Genomic DNA, 18074 nt, shown 5'->3' with positions numbered 1-18074 from the left:
TTTTTATCTATTGAACGTATGTGAAGCTTCAATTGGTATCGACGTTCTATCTATTAACGTCTTAACCATAAAAAGAGTTTACCCGATATTCAGCATGCGCTCAATAGGGATATATGCTCGTGCTCTCAAAGACTCAGGCACTTTTACTTCATACTGCTCCTTTTCCAATGCTTCCTTAACTTCCCATAATCCGCCTTGCTTCATATAATGGCATATACTTTCCGGTTGTAAAGCTATGAATGTTTTGTCAGGACACTCCCTGCGGAGGATGTGTAACGTATCCGGCTCTGTAGCTATGACAAATTGCTTTTTTGAGGATTTGCGAGCATGATCCAGTATGCCGGCTGTAGAGTACATAAAACAACGCCCCGAACTTAATACTTCCTCACTGTGAGCTCCCAGACTTTCCGGGTGGATGAGGATATCCGCCTCGGGATAGTCCTTGACAGCTTGCAGTATGGATTGTTCATCTATGCGGTCATGCACAAAACATGCTCCTTGCCATATATCCATATCCCTGCCTGTAACACGGCTGATGTATGCTCCCAAGTTGCGGTCAGGTCCGAATAAGATGGGTTTGTCTTTGGGCAAGCTTTGTACTACCTTGAGGGCATTGGATGAGGTACAGCAATAATCTGTCTCACTCTTTACTTCTGCGGTGGTGTTTACATAGCTTACAACAATACCTTGGGGGTGATCTTTTTTCCATACCCTTATGTCATCTGCCGTCATACCCTCGGCAAGCGAACAGCCGGCATATGCGGTAGGGGAAAGAATCTTTTTGTTGGGGGAAATTATAGAAGCAGTCTCGGCCATAAAATGCACTCCGCAGAATAGGATGATATCCGCATCCGTATGAGCAGCCTGACGAGAGAGTCCCAGCGAGTCTCCTATATAATCAGCTATGTCTTGAACCTCAGGACGTGCATAGTAGTGTGCAAGAATCAGTACATTTTTCTCTTGCTTCAATCTCTTTATCTCCGCTTTCAGTTGATCTGTGTTCATTGATAAAGAATTATATATTAGGGATAAAATTCATACTGATATCAAGAGCCTTTACCGAGTGAGTCAATGCTCCCACGCTGATGTAATCTACACCTGTCTCAGCTACGCCACGCAGTCTCTCCAAGGACATATTACCCGAGGCTTCTGTTTTGGCGCGTCCGTTTATGAGCTTTACAGCTTCGTGCATAGTATCATTGTCCATATTGTCCAGCATAATGATATCTGCACCACATGCCAAAGCCTCCTTTACTTCTTGGAGAGTGGTAGTCTCCACTTCAAGTTTGATGGAGAGTGGTAGGTTGCGCTTTACAGATTTAACTGCGGCGGTGATACCTCCGGCCGCTTTGATATGATTGTCCTTGAGCATGATCATATCATACAAGCCCATTCTATGGTTGTATCCTCCACCGTGACGCACAGCCATCTTATCAGTGATGCGCATGCCGGGAGCCGTTTTACGGGTGTCCAATAATCGAGTATGAGTTCCTTCTAGAGCATGTACGTAGCGAGCTGTCTCTGTAGCTATTCCCGACATGCGCTGGAGTAGATTGAGCGATAAGCGTTCCGCTTGTAGGAGGGTAGTGTATGCTCCAGTAATACGCAGGATGATATCACCTCGCTTTACGTGATCGCCATCTTTGACCATGGCATCCCATTGTACATCCTCAAAACGCTGAAATACTTTTTGTGCCACATCGAGCCCTGATATCACACCGTCAGCTTTCATTTTCAATTCCGCTACTGCCTGTTCAGTACGAGAAATAATATTGAGTGTGGAAATATCTCCATCGGCAATATCTTCTTCAAATGCCAGATCAAGTAATTTGTTCAGTAGTATGTCTTCTTTATTCATATCCGTCTAAAATTGTCGTGATAATATCTCTGGTAATTATGTTGAATGATTGTCAAGCTTTAGTTTCCGCTTTGTTGTAACCTGAAAACCGTGTGTACGGCCCATTTAGGATCCGTATGCGGAAAATCCTCACGGTAATGACCTCCCCGGCTCTCTGTGCGCTCAAGAGCTCCCCGAGTGATAAGTTCTGCTACAATGAGAAGTTGCTCTGCGAATACTTTATAAAGATCTGTGTGTACATCACCCAGCTCTTGGCGTATAGCTTTGATTCTCTCTAATGTTTCCAATAGTCCCGGTTCATTTCTGATAATACCTACATGTGCCATCATTAGCTTTGCCAAGCTATTCTTTACCGATGTATATATTGTTTTGTCATGAGGAAAGGGCATAGGCTCGGTGATAATACCGTAGGGAGCATGATTACCTTGATTGGAAACCGTGTCTTCCACCACTCTGTGCCCGAATACCAGACATTCGATCAGTGAGTTCGAGGCAAGTCTGTTTGCCCCCATAATCCCTGTAGAGGCCAGTTCGCCTACTACATATAAGTGCTTTACAGACGTCTTTCCGTGAAGATCAGTTTCTACACCACCCACTGTATAGTGAGCCGCCGGAGCTACAGGTATTCTATTCGAGAAGTCAAGTCCTAGTTCTGAACACTTTGCGCTGATGGTAGGGAACCTTTTGCGGATGTCATCGGGATTGAGATGTGCCAGACTCAAATAGACAAATTGATCTCCAAGACTACGCATTTCGAGAAATATGCGCCGTGCTACTACATCGCGTGGAGCCAGTTCGGCCAGTTCATGCTCACCCAACATGAAGCGCTCACCTGTGATATTATAAAGGTGTGCTCCTTCACCTCTTACGGCCTCACTGATGAGAAAAGCGTCAGCCTCTTGGGTATAAAGCGCAGTGGGGTGAAACTGCACAAACTCCATATCTCTTACTTTGCATCCGGCCTGAAAGCACATGGCTATACCATCGCCCATTGTGGTGCGAGGATTGGTAGTGCGACTGTATAGCGCCGCAGAGCCTCCTGTAGCCATTATGATATGTCGCCCAACAAAAACATCTTCGCTATTTAGACTTCTGTTCCATGTACGCACACCATAGCATCCTCCTTCGTTGATGAGGAGTGATACCGCCTGATGATCTGTAAAAATATCTATCTTGGGGCTCTCCATCACCCTGTCTATCATGAAATTTGTAACCATGCGCCCGGTGGAGTCTCCCCCGGCGTGGAGAATACGTTTGTGGTGGTGCCCGCCTTCGAGACCGAGAGCCAAGGCTCCCTCTTCATCAAGGTCAAATTCCATCCCCAGGTCTATAAGCTCGCGTATTCTTATAGGAGCTTCTTCGGTGAGTATTTTTACGGCATCATGTTCGCACAGTCCTCTGCCGGCAATGATAGTGTCTTCATAGTGTTCGTCAGGATTGTCAGACTCGTCGGTTACGGCAGCAATACCCCCTTGAGCATAATAGGAGTTGCTCTCGTGGATATCCTCTTTGGTTACCAATGCTACTTTGCCGTAGAGCGATGCTCGGTGTGCCGTATATAGCCCGGCCAATCCTCCGCCCACGACTATATATTCGTATTCGGTCATATCGTATTGTGCATCATAGTTAATCAACTGACAAAGTTAGTTAAATAGCCCTTATTATAATCAACACTATTCTATTATTAACTATAAAAAAGCTTGTCTTTAACTAATTGGCGAATAATATAGATACAGAAAGAATGCTATAAAAGGACTGCAGCACCCATTTTGATTTTATGACAAGCTCTCATTGTCCTTATTTTTCAAGCTTCTCATATGCCGTATGCTTCTTTATCGTGATATAATGGAGAGTCAGAAATCGGGGTATATACGAAAGCGGGATATAAGGGGCATATGGAATAGATATTCCTATTACCTCGTATCCCGCTTCTTATACTTTATCCTTTAATACAATAAAAGGAATGTAATTGATTGAAGAAAAGAAGAGATATGCTTAGTCTTTATTGTCTTGTTCTGTATCGGCAGACTTCTTTCTGCGACTCAAGGAGTCGAGGGCATGCCCCAAAGTATGCGGATAAAAGAGGATAAGAGTAATGACTCCTACGCTGATGCAGGCATCGGCAAAATTGAAGATAGGGCTGAAGAATATAAAATTCTCTCCCCCCTTGAATGGAATCCACTCAGGGAAAGTGCCGTGGATCAGAGGAAAATAAAACATATCCACCACCTTGCCGTAGAACGCCGGTGCATAACCTTGTCCCCAAGGTACCCAATGGGCAACCTGCCCGACACTACTGGTGAAGATAGGTCCGTAAAAAACAGAATCAATAATATTGCCTATACCTCCTGCGACTATCATAGCCATGGAAACAATAAAGCCATTTTTGTAAATCCCCTTTTTAACGATAACATTTACAAAATAAACAGCCAAAGACATGGCTATGATGCGAAAGAACGTAAGGAACAACTTACTCCCCAACGTAATGCCATAAGCCATACCTTCATTTTCTATAAAGTAGATCTTGAACCAAGACGTAATGTCGTATTTTTGTTGTTCGAACATATGGGTCTTGACCCAGATCTTGATGGCCTGATCCGTGACGAGGAGAAGAATTATTAAGCCGGCAACAATCCAGAGTTGAGCTTGACGGCGATTTAATGTCATTTCTTTTCGTTCATTTTCGCTTCGATGCTCAGTGTAGCATGAGGTACGGCACGAAGACGTTCTTTTGGAATCAGTTTCCCTGTTTCGCGGCATACTCCGTATGTCTTGTTTTCGATACGGATAAGAGCTGCTTGCAGGTTTTGAATAAACTTGAGCAAACGGGCTGCCATTTTACCGGCTTCCTCTTTGGACAAAGTCGCTGCACCTTCTTCCAGCAATTTAAATGTGGGTGAAGTATCTGCTACATCATTACCCCCGGAATTACTGGCTCCGGCTCTAAGCTGTTCATAGTCCTTTTTGGCTTGATCCAGCTTTTTCAGTATTATTTCTTTGAATTCCTCTAACTCTTCGTCAGAATATCTTACAACTTTTTCTTCAGTCATTGTTCAATTCAGTATTATAATAGTTTGCGGTTATTTTTTCGTCACACTGACTTTGAGGTTGAATTCGTCAAAATCCAATTCTTGTCCGTCTGACATATTCTCTACTATTTCCAGCGTATCCGCCTGAACTTCGGATGAAATATAGTTTCTAAAGACATTTATAACTCCATTTATCAGGGGGGTGTTTTCTACATAAACATTGACCCGATCGCTAAGTTCAAAGCCACTTTGTTTACGTATGTTTTGTATGCGATTTACAAGCTCTCGTGCCAAGCCTTCTTTTTTCAGGTCATCTGTAAGCGTGATATCCAGAGCTACCGTAATGGCTCCTTCATTGGCAACAAGCCAACCGGGAATATCTTCCGAGAAGATCTCCACATCATCGCGTTCTATCAGAGCTTCAGTATCTGCAACCCGAATAGATAAACTACCGTTTTTCTCCAGCATCTTGATCTCTTCTTGCGAGAGAGCGTTCACCTGAGCTGCGAGGTCTTTCATGATCTTACCGTAGCGTGGCCCCAGGCGTTTGAAATCGGGTTTGATTTTTTTGATCAAAACACCTTCGTCATCACCTACGAATTTCAATTCTTTTACATTGACTTCGCTGAGGATGAGATCGGTTACCGGCTGTATAGCCTTGCGTTGCTCCTCGTTGAGTACCGGAATCATCAATGTTTGTAAAGGCTGGCGTACTTTGAGATTTACTTTGCGACGCAAAGCCAATACCATAGAGCATATACTTTGAGCCATACTCATATTTTCTTCCAGAGTCTTATTGATCTTGCTTTGATCTGCTACAGGATAAAGAGCCAAATGGACAGAAGCATCACAGCCTTTGCAGCTACCGATAAGATCACGATAAAGTTGATCGGCATAGAATGGAGCTATAGGAGCCATGAGTTTAGCGACAGTGAGTAGGCAGTTATAAAGAGTTTGATAAGCAGAGAGCTTGTCTTGAGTCATCTCTCCAGCCCAGAAACGACGGCGGCACAAACGTACATACCAGTTGCTCAGCTGCTCAATAAAGTCGCTAATAGCCCTACCGGCTTTAGTGGGTTCGTACTCGTCCAGATCTTTATCCACCTCTATGATGAGGCTGTTGAGTGTAGAAAGAATCCAACGATCTATCTCAGGTCTTTCGGCAAAAAGGACTTCATCTTCAATAGCGCTGAATCCGTCCAGATTAGCGTAAAGAGCAAAGAATTGGTAAGTATTGTAAAGTGTTCCGAAGAACTTACGCTGTACCTCTTCCACGCCATCGACATCAAACTTAAGATTGTCCCAAGGTGATGAATTGGTGATCATATACCAGCGCAGCGGGTCTGAACCATATTTTTTGATTGTCTCAAATGGATCTACGGCATTGCCAAGACGTTTACTCATCTTGTTACCGTTTTTATCCAAAACAAGTCCATTGGAGACCACCGTCTTGAACGAAACATTGTCTGAAATCATGGTGGCGATAGCATGGAGTGTAAAGAACCAACCACGCGTCTGATCCACACCCTCGGCAATAAAGTCGGCAGGGAAGTACTCACCACTATCAATGAGCTCTTTGTTTTCGAATGGATAATGGAGCTGAGCGTATGGCATGGCTCCCGAATCAAACCAAACATCAATCAAGTCCAGCTCGCGATGCATGGGTTTGCCTTTAGGTGACAACAGCGTAATCTCATCTACAAACGGACGGTGCAGGTCTATCTTGTCGTAGTTCTCTTTCGTGTACACACCGGGCGTGAAGCCTTCGAACGGATTTTTCTCCATCATCTGTGCTTTTACCGCTTTTTCTACTTCGTGGTAGAGTTGCTCTACAGAGCCTATACAGATCTCTTCTGAGCCATCCTCCGTGCGCCATATCGGTAGTGGTGTCCCCCAGTATCGACTACGCGAGAGGTTCCAGTCTTGCAGATTTTCGAGCCATTTGCCAAAGCGCCCTGTACCGGTGCTCTCGGGTTTCCAGTTGATCGTCTTGTTAAGTTCGATCATGCGGTCGCGACAAGAAGTGGTACGGATAAACCAACTATCGAGCGGGTAATAAAGTACGGGCTTGTCCGTACGCCAGCAATGAGGGTAGTTGTGCGTATGTTTTTCGATGCGGAATACTCTATTTTGCATTTTGAGCATAACACAGAGCTCTACATCAAGTGTCTCGTCTTTTTCTGTTTTGGTAGGGTCGTATGCATTTTTGACATACTTACCTGCATAAATATCATAAAGCGGCAGATCTACACATTCTTTAAGGAACTTGTCATCAAGATCTTCTATGCGATAGTAACGCCCTGTCATATCTACCATAGGACGCTCGTTGCCGTCCTTGTCTATCATCATGAGGGCTGCAATATTGTTTTGCTTAGCCACCTTGTTGTCGTCTGCACCGAAAGTCGGAGCGATGTGTACAATACCGGTACCATCCTCTGTCGTTACAAAATCACCGGGGATTACTTTGAAAGCATTGGCACCCGGATTTACCCATGGTATCAGTTGCTCGTATTCCATACCGATGAGCTCACTGCCTTTCCATCCCCCTGTAATGACATAGGGTACCTGCTTATCACCTTCTTTATAGGCTGCGAGTTTATCTTCGCCCTCCAATTCTTTATTGAATAAGGTGTGAAGCAGAGGTTTGGCCATGACAGCCGTCATAGGAACGCCATTATAGGGGTTGAATGTCCTTACGGCTACATAATCTATGTTGGGCCCTACACACAAAGCCGTATTAGAAGGCAATGTCCATGGCGTAGTAGTCCATGCCAGGAAGAAAGCATCGCCATGTCCTGTCATTTCAGGCTTGGGCGTCTTGATGAGGAATTGTGCAGTACAAGTAGTGTCTTTTACATCACGATAGCAACCCGGTTGGTTGAGCTCATGAGTGCTGAGGCCTGTACCTGCTGCTGGAGAATAAGGCTGGATAGTATAGCCTTTGTAAAGTAGTCCTTTCTCGTATATTTGGCTCAAAAGGTACCACAGCGTTTCGATATAACGATTGTCGTAGGTAATATAAGGATTGTCCATATCTACCCAGTATCCCATTTTGCGCGTAAGTTCTACCCACTCTTTGGTGTATTTCATTACATCCTTACGGCAGGCAGCATTGTACTCAGCCACAGAAATGTTTTTACCGATATCTTCCTTAGTGATTCCCAGAGATTTCTCAACTCCTAACTCAACAGGTAATCCATGAGTATCCCAACCGGCCTTGCGATTGACACGAAAGCCTTTCATCGTTTTATAGCGGCAAAATATGTCTTTAATGGAACGTGCTATTACATGGTGGATACCCGGCATACCATTGGCAGAGGGAGGGCCTTCATAGAAAACAAAAGAGGGCGCACCATTGCGCAACTCCAAGCTTTGAGCAAAAAGATCTTCTGCTGTCCATTTTTGCAGCATGTCTTCATTTACCTCTGAAAGATTCAGACGGTTGTATTCGGGAAACTTACGGCTCATAATATATTCGGATATAATTCTGCATTATAATGTGCCGCAAAGATAGTTATTTCTAACAAAACTTGGCAATCATACTTTCTCTGATTGAATATTATACTCAGAATGGCGATCAATGGCTTGTTGACAAATACCTTCTCTCCGCATATATACCTCTTAGTGCCTTACCATATTTGATGATTGTTTTGAGTGTGAGCATTATATGCTTAGAGGATCAAATTGCCGATCTTTCCCATTTTCAACCCCAGATAATAGTTCAAATTAAAAAAGGTTTACATCCGGAACCTTCCGGATGTAAACCTCTGGTGAGAAACGGATAGCATGAGTTGGAAAAGCTCTGATTCCGCAGTACGGTCTCTTCAAAATTATTTGAGTCCTCTTGCTTTGAGCAGAGAGTTGATGTCAGGATCTTTCAGTCCGGTGAATTCGGAGAATATCTGATTGAAATCCTTGGTATTACCTTGGCTCAGTATGAGGTCTCTCATGCGTTGGCCATTCTCTGCTGTAAGTCCGCCATGTGCTTTGAACCAGTCGTAAGCGTTATTGTCCAATACCTCTGACCACAAATATGCATAGTACCCTGCGGAATATCCATTAGACCAAATATGGCGGAAATAAGTAGACCGGTATCGTGGCGGTATTTGACTATTATTAAGACCTATCTTAGACAATGCATCTTGCTCAAAGCGGTCTACATCTTTAATATCAGAGCCGGCAGCTATGGTATGCCAAGCCATATCAAGAGCTACAGATGCAAGATTTTCACCTAAGCTATAGGCTTGGTTGAAGCGAGCAGCCTTATTCATTTTATCGATAAGCTCCTGAGGAATTACTTTGCCTGTCTTGTAATGTTTGGCATAGTTCTTCAATACAGCCGGATCAGTAGCCCAATGTTCATTGAATTGTGAAGGCATCTCCACAAAATCCCGTGCCACACTGGTTCCCGAAAGAGAGGGATACTGTTGATTGGCGAACATTCCATGCAAAGCATGTCCGAATTCATGGAACAGAGTCTCTACTTCATCCATTGAAAGCAGAGCCGGCTCACCTTCGGCAGGTTTTGTATAATTACAAACATTGTAAATTACAGGTTTTGTATTGAACAATTTGCTTTGATCCACCCAATTGCTCATCCATGCACCACCGCTTTTGAGCGGTCTGTGGAAATAGTCGGTGTAGAAGATAGCCAATTGTGAACCATCCTTATCCAATACGTCATACACCTTCACATCACTGTTATAGACAGGGAGGTCTGTTCTGGGCTTGAATGTAAGTCCGTAGAGCTTATTGGCAGCATAGAATATGCCGTTTTGTACCACACTATCCAGCACGAAGTATTCTTTTACTTCATTCTGGTTCAAGTCGTACTTTTCTTTGCGTAGTTTGTCAGCATAGTAAGCCCAGTCCCAAGCTTCGAGTTTGAAGTCAGCTCCTTCTGTCTTTTTTGCAAATGCTTCCAGTTCTGCAGCGTCGGCTTTTGCTTTCTGTAGATATGCGGGGATAATTTTATTGAGAAATGCATATACGTTTTCGCTATTCTTAGCCATCTGATCTTGCAGTTTCCAATCTGCAAATGTTTTGAAGCCCAGCAATGCTGCTTTGTCTGCACGCAGTTTTGCAATCTTCAGTATTGTTTCGCGGGTATCATTTTTCCCTCCTTGATCTGCTCTGTGCAACGAAGCGTTGAGCACTTTCTCTCTCAAAGCGCGATTGTCGAGATTGGCCAGGTAAGGTTGCTGTGTTGTGTTGGTGATGTTGAGTTGGTATTTCCCTTTGTGATTATTAGCTTCTGCATCCGATGCCGCTTTGCTGATCTCACTGTCGGACAATCCTGCCAAATCTTCTTTTTTATCCACTATTACTGCGGCGGCAGATGTAGCATCCGTAAGCATGTTGCCAAATTTTGTACTTAGCTCAGCCAGCTCTTGGTTGATGCTTTTGAGCTTATCTTTATCCTCTTTGCTCAGGGCTGCGCCAGCCTTTAAGAAGTTTTCATAATACTCCTTCAGCAACTTGGCATCTTCGCCTTGCAAGGTCTTGGACTCGTTGTCATATACTGTTTTTACTCGCTGATACAGTTTGTCATTGAGGTATATGGCATCATTGTGGGCTGATAGTTTGGGAGAGATCTCCTCTTCCACTTTGCGCATCTCATCGGTACTCTCAATACCGGAAAGCCCAAAGAATATAGTAGACGTACGAGCCAGTAATCTTCCTGACTTTTCCATCGCCACAATGGTGTTCTCGAAATTGGGAGCCTCGGGGTTGTTCACTATAGAGTCGATCTGAGCATCATGCTCTTTCATGCCTTGTTCGAAGGCCGGCATGAAATGCTCTGTTTTTATTTTACTGAAATCGGGCGCTTGCAAAGCAAGTTCGCTCGGGTGGAGCAGTGGGTTATCACCCGTGCTCTTCTCATTTTTCTTTCCGCTGTTACACGCTGTAAGCATAGCAAGCATCGTTAGACTTAGTACTAATTTCTTCATGAATGTTTGTCGTGATATTTTAAATTAATAATAACCGAATAATGTTCAAATACTATTTGAGTAAGCTAAGAGATATAATAGAGCTGTTCCATTTATTTTTAGAAATGCTGATGATCTTGTTATGTGTTTATCATCAAGCCCCTGAGAGTGTGTAGCATCTTTTATATGGGTATCAGGCAAAGATAATAATCATTCCTGAATTTGCATAAATCTGCACATTCGAAGAGAAATGTGCGTGTTTGGTTTATATTTTTTACATAGATTTAACATTTATTTTTGTCTTTTTGCTTATATTTATGCAGTAAATTATACTATTTAACTTTTACATAGTATAAGTAGTTGGGGGCAGACCCAACAACAAATACTCTTATGAGGTTATAATTACAGGGCGATGCTTGGCTGAGGATAAAGCTATCGTCGGGAGTTGGAAATCATTAAATTTAACTATGAGCTATGCGGATAAAAACAGTTATTAGCGTTTTGATCAAGCTTGCCTTTATCTCATCCGCCATATTGCTTCTGGGCAGTTGCAGCTACAACAACAATGATGTAGCCGGCAAGTATTGCGGTGTGATACCGGATGCATCCGGAGTCAAAAAAGACATAAGTCTTACTTTATATAAGGATGGATCATACACGGAGCAGACCGTGACTGTGGAAGAGTATCCCGTCACAGATGTGATTACGGGTGAGTTTGAGCTATCGGATGACATCATTCATCTTGCACCCAATAACCCGCTCAACAATAACAAAGAGTTTAGGATAGAAGGCAAAAAGCTGGTACAGCTCAAAGAAAGCGGAGCGAAACTGGCTCAGGCACTCAACGAGGGTTATATGCTCAACAAGATATCGGACTAAACCCTTGCATCTTTTACATCATGCCGGCTTAATGCCTTCATGGCAAGCTGTTGTGCCCACAAACCAGACCTTCACATCTACCTGCTATCTTATATTTTTCCCTTGATATATCCATTTTCTGGCATCAATCTCACTATAGATAGGTAAATGGCAGGAGCCATTTATTTAATTATCTTTGTATCTTGTTGGTAGAGACTATCCACAGAAACAATTATGAGATTATGAATTCTTTTTCAGATATACTTATCAGACGCCGCAGTATCAGGCAATTTACCGATCAGGCACTCACGCCCGAGGAAGTTCAAGCATTATTATCGGCAGCTCTCAGAGCTCCCTCCTCGATGAATAGACATTCCACCCGTTTTATATTGGTAGAAGATAAAGAAACCCTCAAAGCCCTTAGTTATATGCGGGAGAGAGGTTGTACATTCCTGTCGTCGTGTGCGGTGGGCATAGTAGTCTTGGGGTGTCCCATGGAGTGTGAGCCGTGGGTAGAAGATGCCTCACTTGCTGCGGGATATATGCAACTTCAAGCCGAAGCATTGGGCTTGGGCTCATGTTGGGCTCATGTATACAACAAGCTTACTCCCAATGGTCAAGACGCTGCAGAGTATGTGCGACAGTTGCTTCACATACCTTACCAGCTCGAAGTTTTGTGCGTTATCGGGGTAGGGCATAAAGGTGAAGATAAAGCTCCCCGTGAGGAAGAAACCCTCAAATGGGAGCACGTATTTCTGGGCGAGTACCCCACCGAAGATACAACCGCCGATACCACTGCCGAATAAATAAAGATCAAGGATTAGCGCTATGAACATTGTCATGATCGGAGCCGGTAATGTAGCTGTACATATGGCTCAGGCATTTGAGAGTGCAGCACACCGTGTTACAGCCGTCTACAGCCGTAATATTGACAATGCCACGGCTCTTGCCTCCCGATTAGAGGGCAAACCTGCCGTTATTGATGATTTGTCTGCCATAGTCCGAGATGCCGATATTTACATCTTCTCGGTCAAAGACAGTGCCTTACCTTCGGTATTTGCCTCCATGCCCGCTACCCAAGGCCTCTGGGCACACACAGCAGGCTCTGTTGCACTGGATGCGATATGCCGTCACCACTCTGAGTCCGGAGTTTTCTATCCTTTACAAACGTTCTCGAAGGATCGCACACTCGATTTCTCTTCTGTTCCCCTTTACATAGAGGCAGCCACTCCGGCTGTGCGTGATGTGTTGGAGAGGTTGGCACGTACAGTAAGCACCAATGTATTGTTTTGCACTGGAGATCAACGGCTCCAACTCCATTTGGCTGCAGTCTTTGCATGCAACTTTACCAATCATCTTTATGCCATAGCACAGCAACTACTTTCGGATCATCACCTCCCTGCCGATTCTCTTGTTCCCCTCATCAGAGAAACGGCCGCAAAGGTGGAGTATGTTCCTGCTCATATGGCGCAGACCGGGCCGGCTGTTCGTGAAGACTTCGCTACGATGACCAAGCATCTTGACCTGCTCAAATCAAATCCTGAATATCAAAATATCTATAAAACACTCTCAAAAAGTATTATTGAATTAAAAAACAAAGATTGAACTTACTATGAGTAGTATTCCTTTTGATTTGACAAAAATCAAAGCTTTTATTCTCGATATGGATGGTGTAATCAGCTGTACTATCAGCCCGCTGGACCAGAACGGCATGCCCATGCGTACAGTCAATGTTAAGGACGGCTATGCGATGCAGTATGCAGTGAAGCAAGGCTATCTCGTCTCTATCATCTCCGGTGGCTATAGCCAGTCTATGCACGAGCGCGCACGACAACTGGGTATCCAGTATATCACGATGCGTGCCAGAGACAAGGTCGCCAAGTTGAATGAGCTGATGATGGAGACCGGTATCACCCTCGAGCAGATCGCTTATATCGGTGATGATATCCCCGATATCCCTGTATTGGAGAGAGTGGCTCTGCCTGTGGCTCCTGCCGATGCGGTGCCCGAGGTCAAGGCTATAGTCAAGTACATATCGCCATACAACGGTGGCGAGGGGGTAGTGCGTGACGTGATAGAGCAGACTATGCGAGCCAACGGCTGCTGGCACATCGGTGAGGGGTTTGGTTGGTAATAAGGTAGTACGTTATGGTAGAAATACGGAATATTTGAAATCATGTGGGAGCAACTTAAAGATTGTAGAGTGATATTGGGTTCACAATCGCCCCGCAGGGTAGAGCTTTTGCGAGGATTGGACATTGACTTCGAGCAGCGAGCCATGCCCGATGTAGACGAGAGTTACCCTGCCGGTATGGATGCTTTGCGAGTACCGGAGCATATAGCCGTATGCAAAGCCAAAGCATATGAGCCGCTCATGGATCCCGACGTATTACTGATTACAGCGGATACAATAGTGCTTTTGGGCAACAATGACATCATCGGTAAGCCACACTCCAAGGACGAAGCTACAGCTACCCTGCACAAGCTCAGTGGACGCACCCACCGTGTCGTTACGGGGGTGTGCCTTACCACTCCAGGTCGCCAAAAAAGTTTCAGTAATATCAGTGATGTTACGTTTGACAAGCTTACGGACGAACAGATACATTATTATATCCATAAGTACAATCCGCTGGACAAGGCGGGGGCGTATGGCATACAAGAGTGGATAGGATATATTGGCATTCAGTCCATATCAGGTTCATTTTACAATGTCATGGGATTACCCGTGCATCAATTGTCAAAGGAGTTGCTACGGTTTTTTGATTAATTGTAAATAATTCGTATATTTGCACCCCAAAGCACAGACAAATAGATAATAACTAAAATATAGATAAGCAATGAAAAGAACTTTCCAGCCCTCTAACAGAAAGAGAAAGAACAAGCATGGCTTCCGCTCTCGCATGGCTACAGCAAACGGTCGTCGTGTACTGGCTGCTCGTCGTGCCAAAGGTCGTGCTAAGTTAAGTGTTTCTGACGAATACGTAGGTTAATACGATTGACGCCTATACGGGCATTGGGAGGAGCTGTCATTAAAGATAGCTACACTTTTTGCCTTATTCCAAAGACAAACTGACAACGTACAATATACAAAAGCGGTGATTACATCTCCAAAGGATGCTAATCACCGCTTTTGTATGCGTACCACTCAGTTATGAAGAGCTTCTGTTACGCTCATTTTGCTCACTACGTAGTCGCCCCTTAAAATTGTGTTTATTTTCTGATATACAGCGAATTATATTCTTATACTCTTTGATAAATCTGCAAGTTTTTGTATCTTTGGATGTAGAAACTTGCAGATTTTTTTTTATGATACGCCCTACTCAAACAGTTCAATCACTGTTCTCTTCGCTGGACGATTTGCTCAACCAGCAACATCCTCTGTATAAACTTTCCCATAAAATCGATTGGAAAAGGTTCGAAGAGGCTTTTTCTTCCTTGTATTGCCCTGACAATGGTCGTCCAGGTAAGCCTATTCGTTTAATGTGTGGTCTTTTAATTCTCAAGCATTTGCGCAATATTTCAGATGAATCTGTTGTAGAACAATGGAGTGAGAACGCTTATTTTCAATATTTTTGTGGCATGCAGGAGTTTACACCTTCCTTTCCCTGCAATGCCTCGGAACTGGTTCACTTCCGCAAACGTATCGGCGAAAGAGGGATAGAGCTTATTCTTGCAGAAAGTATTCGTGTGAATGATGACAAAAATGATAAGGATCACCACGATACCGCTTTTATAGACTCCACCGTGCAGGAAAAGAATGTGACCTATCCTACAGATGCCAAGTTGCATAAGAAGATAGTAGGCAAGGTTCTCAAAATCGCAAGGGCTCTCAATCTACCCATTCGTCAAAGCTATACTTTCGTATTGAAAAGAATTTATCGGGATCAACGTTTTCGCAACCATCCCAAGAACCGTAAGAAAGCTCTTAAAGCGGATAAACGGTTACGAACAATAGCGGGACGTTTGGTTCGGGAACTTAAACGAAACCTAGGTAGTAACAGGGAGTACGACAAACTCATTTCCCTCTTTGAAAGGATTCTTTCGCAACGGCGTAATTCCACTCAAAAGATTTATTCTCTTCATGAACCGGATGTTCAATGCATCAGTAAAGGTAAGGAGCACAAAAAATATGAGTTTGGAAACAAAGTCTCGATTATACGCTCCATGACGGGAGTGATTTTGGGAGCCTCTTCTTTCCGTAATGAGTACGACGGACATACCATAGAGCAAAGCCTCGATCAGGTGAAGAGACTCACGGGAGAAAGGATTAAGAAACTGGCCGGAGATAGAGGTTACCGTGGAAAAAAAGAAATAAACGGTACGCAGATATTGATTCCTGACACTCCAAAAGCTAAAGACAGTTATTATCAACGTAAAAAGAAGCATCGACTTTTCTGCAAGCGTGCAGGAATAGAACCAACTATCGGACATTTAAAATCAGATTATCGCTTGGGACGTAACTTTTACAAAGGGCTCTTCGGGGATGCTATCAATGTAATGTTAGCTGCAGCGGCATATAACTTCAAAAGAGCCATGAAGCTTCTTTTGTACCTAATAAACAAAATCAGCGAAACACTCCCAATGGAGAGGATTGCGCTGAAATGTGCTTTTTAAGGGACGACTACGTATCCACATTTATTCTTTGAGGCTGTTGCAAAAGTCAACAGTCTCTATTGAGCAGGAGCTGAGCATAATAATGATGATGCCTGTAAGAATACATGATATAAAATTTGACTGTCTCATGAAGTATGTGTTTTTGTAGCGAGTTGCTTACGTGGTTGTTGCGATTTTGGTGCTACTTTATTTATTATGATTTATGCTTGATTTTATTGGCTTTCATGTATCAATGATGTAAAGATATAGAAATACTGAATTGAAAATATGCCAGATAGAAATAATAAAATTAGGCAGATATAGAGGGGGACTTATATGCTTAGAAATTTGTGTACTAAATATATTTAGTATTATGTTTTTTTCTTTTTTACTCCCGGTGTTTTAACTAAGACATGAGCCTTATTTGAACAAAGTCTAAATAAGAAATTGGTTTTTGAGGGAATAAAATCGGGAAAAAAAGCTTTAAATAAATCTGAGACTTCAGCCTTGTTATGTTGATCAATTATTGAGGTATATAGCTCCTCTTTATTTCATATCGTTATTATATCGGGTGCTATTTCTATTTCCTGATCTATCCGTGTGTAATTCTATTAGGATAGGATTGTTGACTTTATACATAGGTCGGCCGGCCGTGTATGATAAGATTGCAGACTTTATAGGATAGCTCGATTGACCGTGTATGATAGAATTGTAGACTTTATAGGATAAATCAGCCGACTGTATGGGTGATAGCTTTCTGAATGATCCTATCTACCTTGTAAATGATATCGAAAAAATTGAAGTTTTTCAGGTGATTTTGCTCAAATGTTGCTAAGCGTGAAGACGCTTGCTTTGGGCATAATGGAGAGATGTTACTCTGGGTTGTTGTGTAGCCGATACAGGGTGTGGCGGGTATATAGTGCCTTTGGGAGTGAGGGTGTGATGAGGTTTCGGTTCTTTGTTTTTACATTGAAATTCATAATATGTTGCGAGAGTGAGTTGTTATATTTCACAGACATAGATGTCTACCAAGGACGAAATCAATATTTACAGAACAGGTATATCTTTGAAGTCCAATTATCAAATAAGAGGGAGTAAATCCTGAATCTTTCATTTACAGGGAGGGATGATTTTACTATGGGTACCACTGCGTGTGTAGCATTTTTGCGTGAAGTATTCGTAATCTGGTTCCGCTTGTTATAGGACTGACGTGAGTTATTGCCGTTTATTTCCATGTCTGTTTAGTATATTTTTTAAGTATATCGTATTGAAGATGTAATTTGTAAAAGTACAAAGATACAATCTCAAGGAGCCGATGTCAAGATGTATCGCTTGATTTGATGAAAAAAGATTGTATCGGTACGGAGGCAATCTATCGTGGCTCTATTTTCACTTCTTGAGACTGTTGCAAAAGTCAACAGTCTTGTGGATTTTGGAGGCAAAGCCGACAAAAGACACTTTGACCGGGCAGAGAGGGTAAAGTGCAAGGCGCTAAGAGTGAGTGCACAGGGAGTTTACTTGAGGTAAATGACCAAGCGCGAATCTCGCAAGCAACGAAGCAATTTGCCTGCTATGCAACGGTCTCTTCTTAGTAATAAAAAATCAGCACGAGAAGAAAGCCTTTTTTTGCCAACACCCCTATTTCAATTTTCTGCATAAGATCTAAAATTTTTAGTTTATTTTTTGAAAGTGCGATAGTCGCACCATATTGCTTACGGACAATCCTTTACTCAATCGTAGTCATTCTACATGAGCATATACACCTTGTGCTTAATTTAAATAGCTCCCTCTTGTTTTTAAATAAAT

15 protein-coding genes are annotated in these 18074 nt (G+C 43.1%); 8 read left to right on the top strand and 7 right to left on the bottom strand.

Translation table 11 applies throughout. The annotated features are described in order from the left end of the window. Positions 1-78: 78 nt before the first annotated feature. The 7 genes from nadA to VYJ22_RS00765 form a co-directional block, all read right to left on the bottom strand. Positions 79-1005 (bottom strand): quinolinate synthase NadA, encoded by a 927-nt coding sequence (gene nadA / locus VYJ22_RS00795; RefSeq protein WP_329904458.1) that lies wholly within the window; start codon positions 1003-1005, stop codon positions 79-81. A gap of 10 nt (positions 1006-1015) precedes the next feature. Continuing rightward, positions 1016-1858, bottom strand: coding sequence for a carboxylating nicotinate-nucleotide diphosphorylase (nadC, locus tag VYJ22_RS00790; protein WP_329904457.1), 843 nt, complete (start codon positions 1856-1858; stop codon positions 1016-1018). Between the two features lie 59 nt (positions 1859-1917). Continuing rightward, the gene (gene nadB / locus VYJ22_RS00785) at positions 1918-3465 is read right to left on the bottom strand and encodes an L-aspartate oxidase (RefSeq protein ID WP_329904456.1); all 1548 of its coding nucleotides are present in this window, start codon (positions 3463-3465) and stop codon (positions 1918-1920) included. Between the two features lie 388 nt (positions 3466-3853). Then, positions 3854-4525 (bottom strand): lipoprotein signal peptidase, encoded by a 672-nt coding sequence (locus VYJ22_RS00780; protein ID WP_329904454.1) that lies wholly within the window; start codon positions 4523-4525, stop codon positions 3854-3856. After that, positions 4522-4908: a TraR/DksA family transcriptional regulator gene (locus VYJ22_RS00775; RefSeq protein WP_329904453.1), complete on the bottom strand. Its 387-nt coding sequence runs from the start codon at positions 4906-4908 to the stop codon at positions 4522-4524. The genes VYJ22_RS00780 and VYJ22_RS00775 overlap by 4 nt, the downstream gene beginning before the upstream one ends. A 30-nt stretch (positions 4909-4938) precedes the next feature. Continuing rightward, a complete protein-coding gene (gene ileS / locus VYJ22_RS00770) occupies positions 4939-8355 on the bottom strand; it encodes an isoleucine--tRNA ligase (RefSeq protein WP_329904452.1) in 3417 nt (1138 codons plus the stop codon). Between the two features lie 362 nt (positions 8356-8717). Further along, positions 8718-10838, bottom strand: coding sequence for a M3 family metallopeptidase (locus VYJ22_RS00765; RefSeq protein WP_329904450.1), 2121 nt, complete (start codon positions 10836-10838; stop codon positions 8718-8720). 453 nt (positions 10839-11291) lie between these two features. Here VYJ22_RS00765 and VYJ22_RS00760 point away from each other — a divergent pair, with 453 nt between their 5' ends. The 8 genes from VYJ22_RS00760 to VYJ22_RS00725 all read left to right on the top strand — a co-directional run bounded on the left by VYJ22_RS00760 (position 11292) and on the right by VYJ22_RS00725 (position 17927). Beyond that, positions 11292-11696, top strand: coding sequence for a copper resistance protein NlpE N-terminal domain-containing protein (locus tag VYJ22_RS00760; RefSeq protein ID WP_329904449.1), 405 nt, complete (start codon positions 11292-11294; stop codon positions 11694-11696). Between the two features lie 221 nt (positions 11697-11917). Further along, entirely contained in the window at positions 11918-12481 is a 564-nt protein-coding gene (locus tag VYJ22_RS00755; RefSeq protein ID WP_329904448.1) for a nitroreductase family protein, read from the top strand. Positions 12482-12503: 22 nt separating this feature from the next. Then, positions 12504-13280, top strand: coding sequence for a Rossmann-like and DUF2520 domain-containing protein (locus VYJ22_RS00750; RefSeq protein ID WP_329904446.1), 777 nt, complete (start codon positions 12504-12506; stop codon positions 13278-13280). A gap of 7 nt (positions 13281-13287) precedes the next feature. Next, entirely contained in the window at positions 13288-13809 is a 522-nt protein-coding gene (locus VYJ22_RS00745) for a KdsC family phosphatase (protein ID WP_329904444.1), read from the top strand. Positions 13810-13851: 42 nt separating this feature from the next. Beyond that, positions 13852-14442, top strand: coding sequence for a Maf family nucleotide pyrophosphatase (locus VYJ22_RS00740; protein WP_329904442.1), 591 nt, complete (start codon positions 13852-13854; stop codon positions 14440-14442). A 70-nt stretch (positions 14443-14512) separates the two neighbouring features. Beyond that, positions 14513-14665, top strand: coding sequence for a 50S ribosomal protein L34 (gene rpmH / locus VYJ22_RS00735; RefSeq protein ID WP_329904440.1), 153 nt, complete (start codon positions 14513-14515; stop codon positions 14663-14665). A 316-nt stretch (positions 14666-14981) separates the two neighbouring features. Further along, positions 14982-16289, top strand: coding sequence for an IS5 family transposase (locus tag VYJ22_RS00730; protein ID WP_329903374.1), 1308 nt, complete (start codon positions 14982-14984; stop codon positions 16287-16289). A 1506-nt stretch (positions 16290-17795) separates the two neighbouring features. After that, positions 17796-17927, top strand: a complete 132-nt coding sequence (locus tag VYJ22_RS00725) for a hypothetical protein (RefSeq protein WP_329904439.1) — start codon at positions 17796-17798, stop codon at positions 17925-17927. Positions 17928-18074 lie beyond the last annotated feature (147 nt).

This window comes from Porphyromonas pogonae (assembly GCF_036320655.1).
Classification (GTDB): Bacteria; Bacteroidota; Bacteroidia; order Bacteroidales; family Porphyromonadaceae; genus Porphyromonas; species Porphyromonas pogonae.
This window is presented reverse-complemented; position numbering and strand designations above follow the sequence as displayed.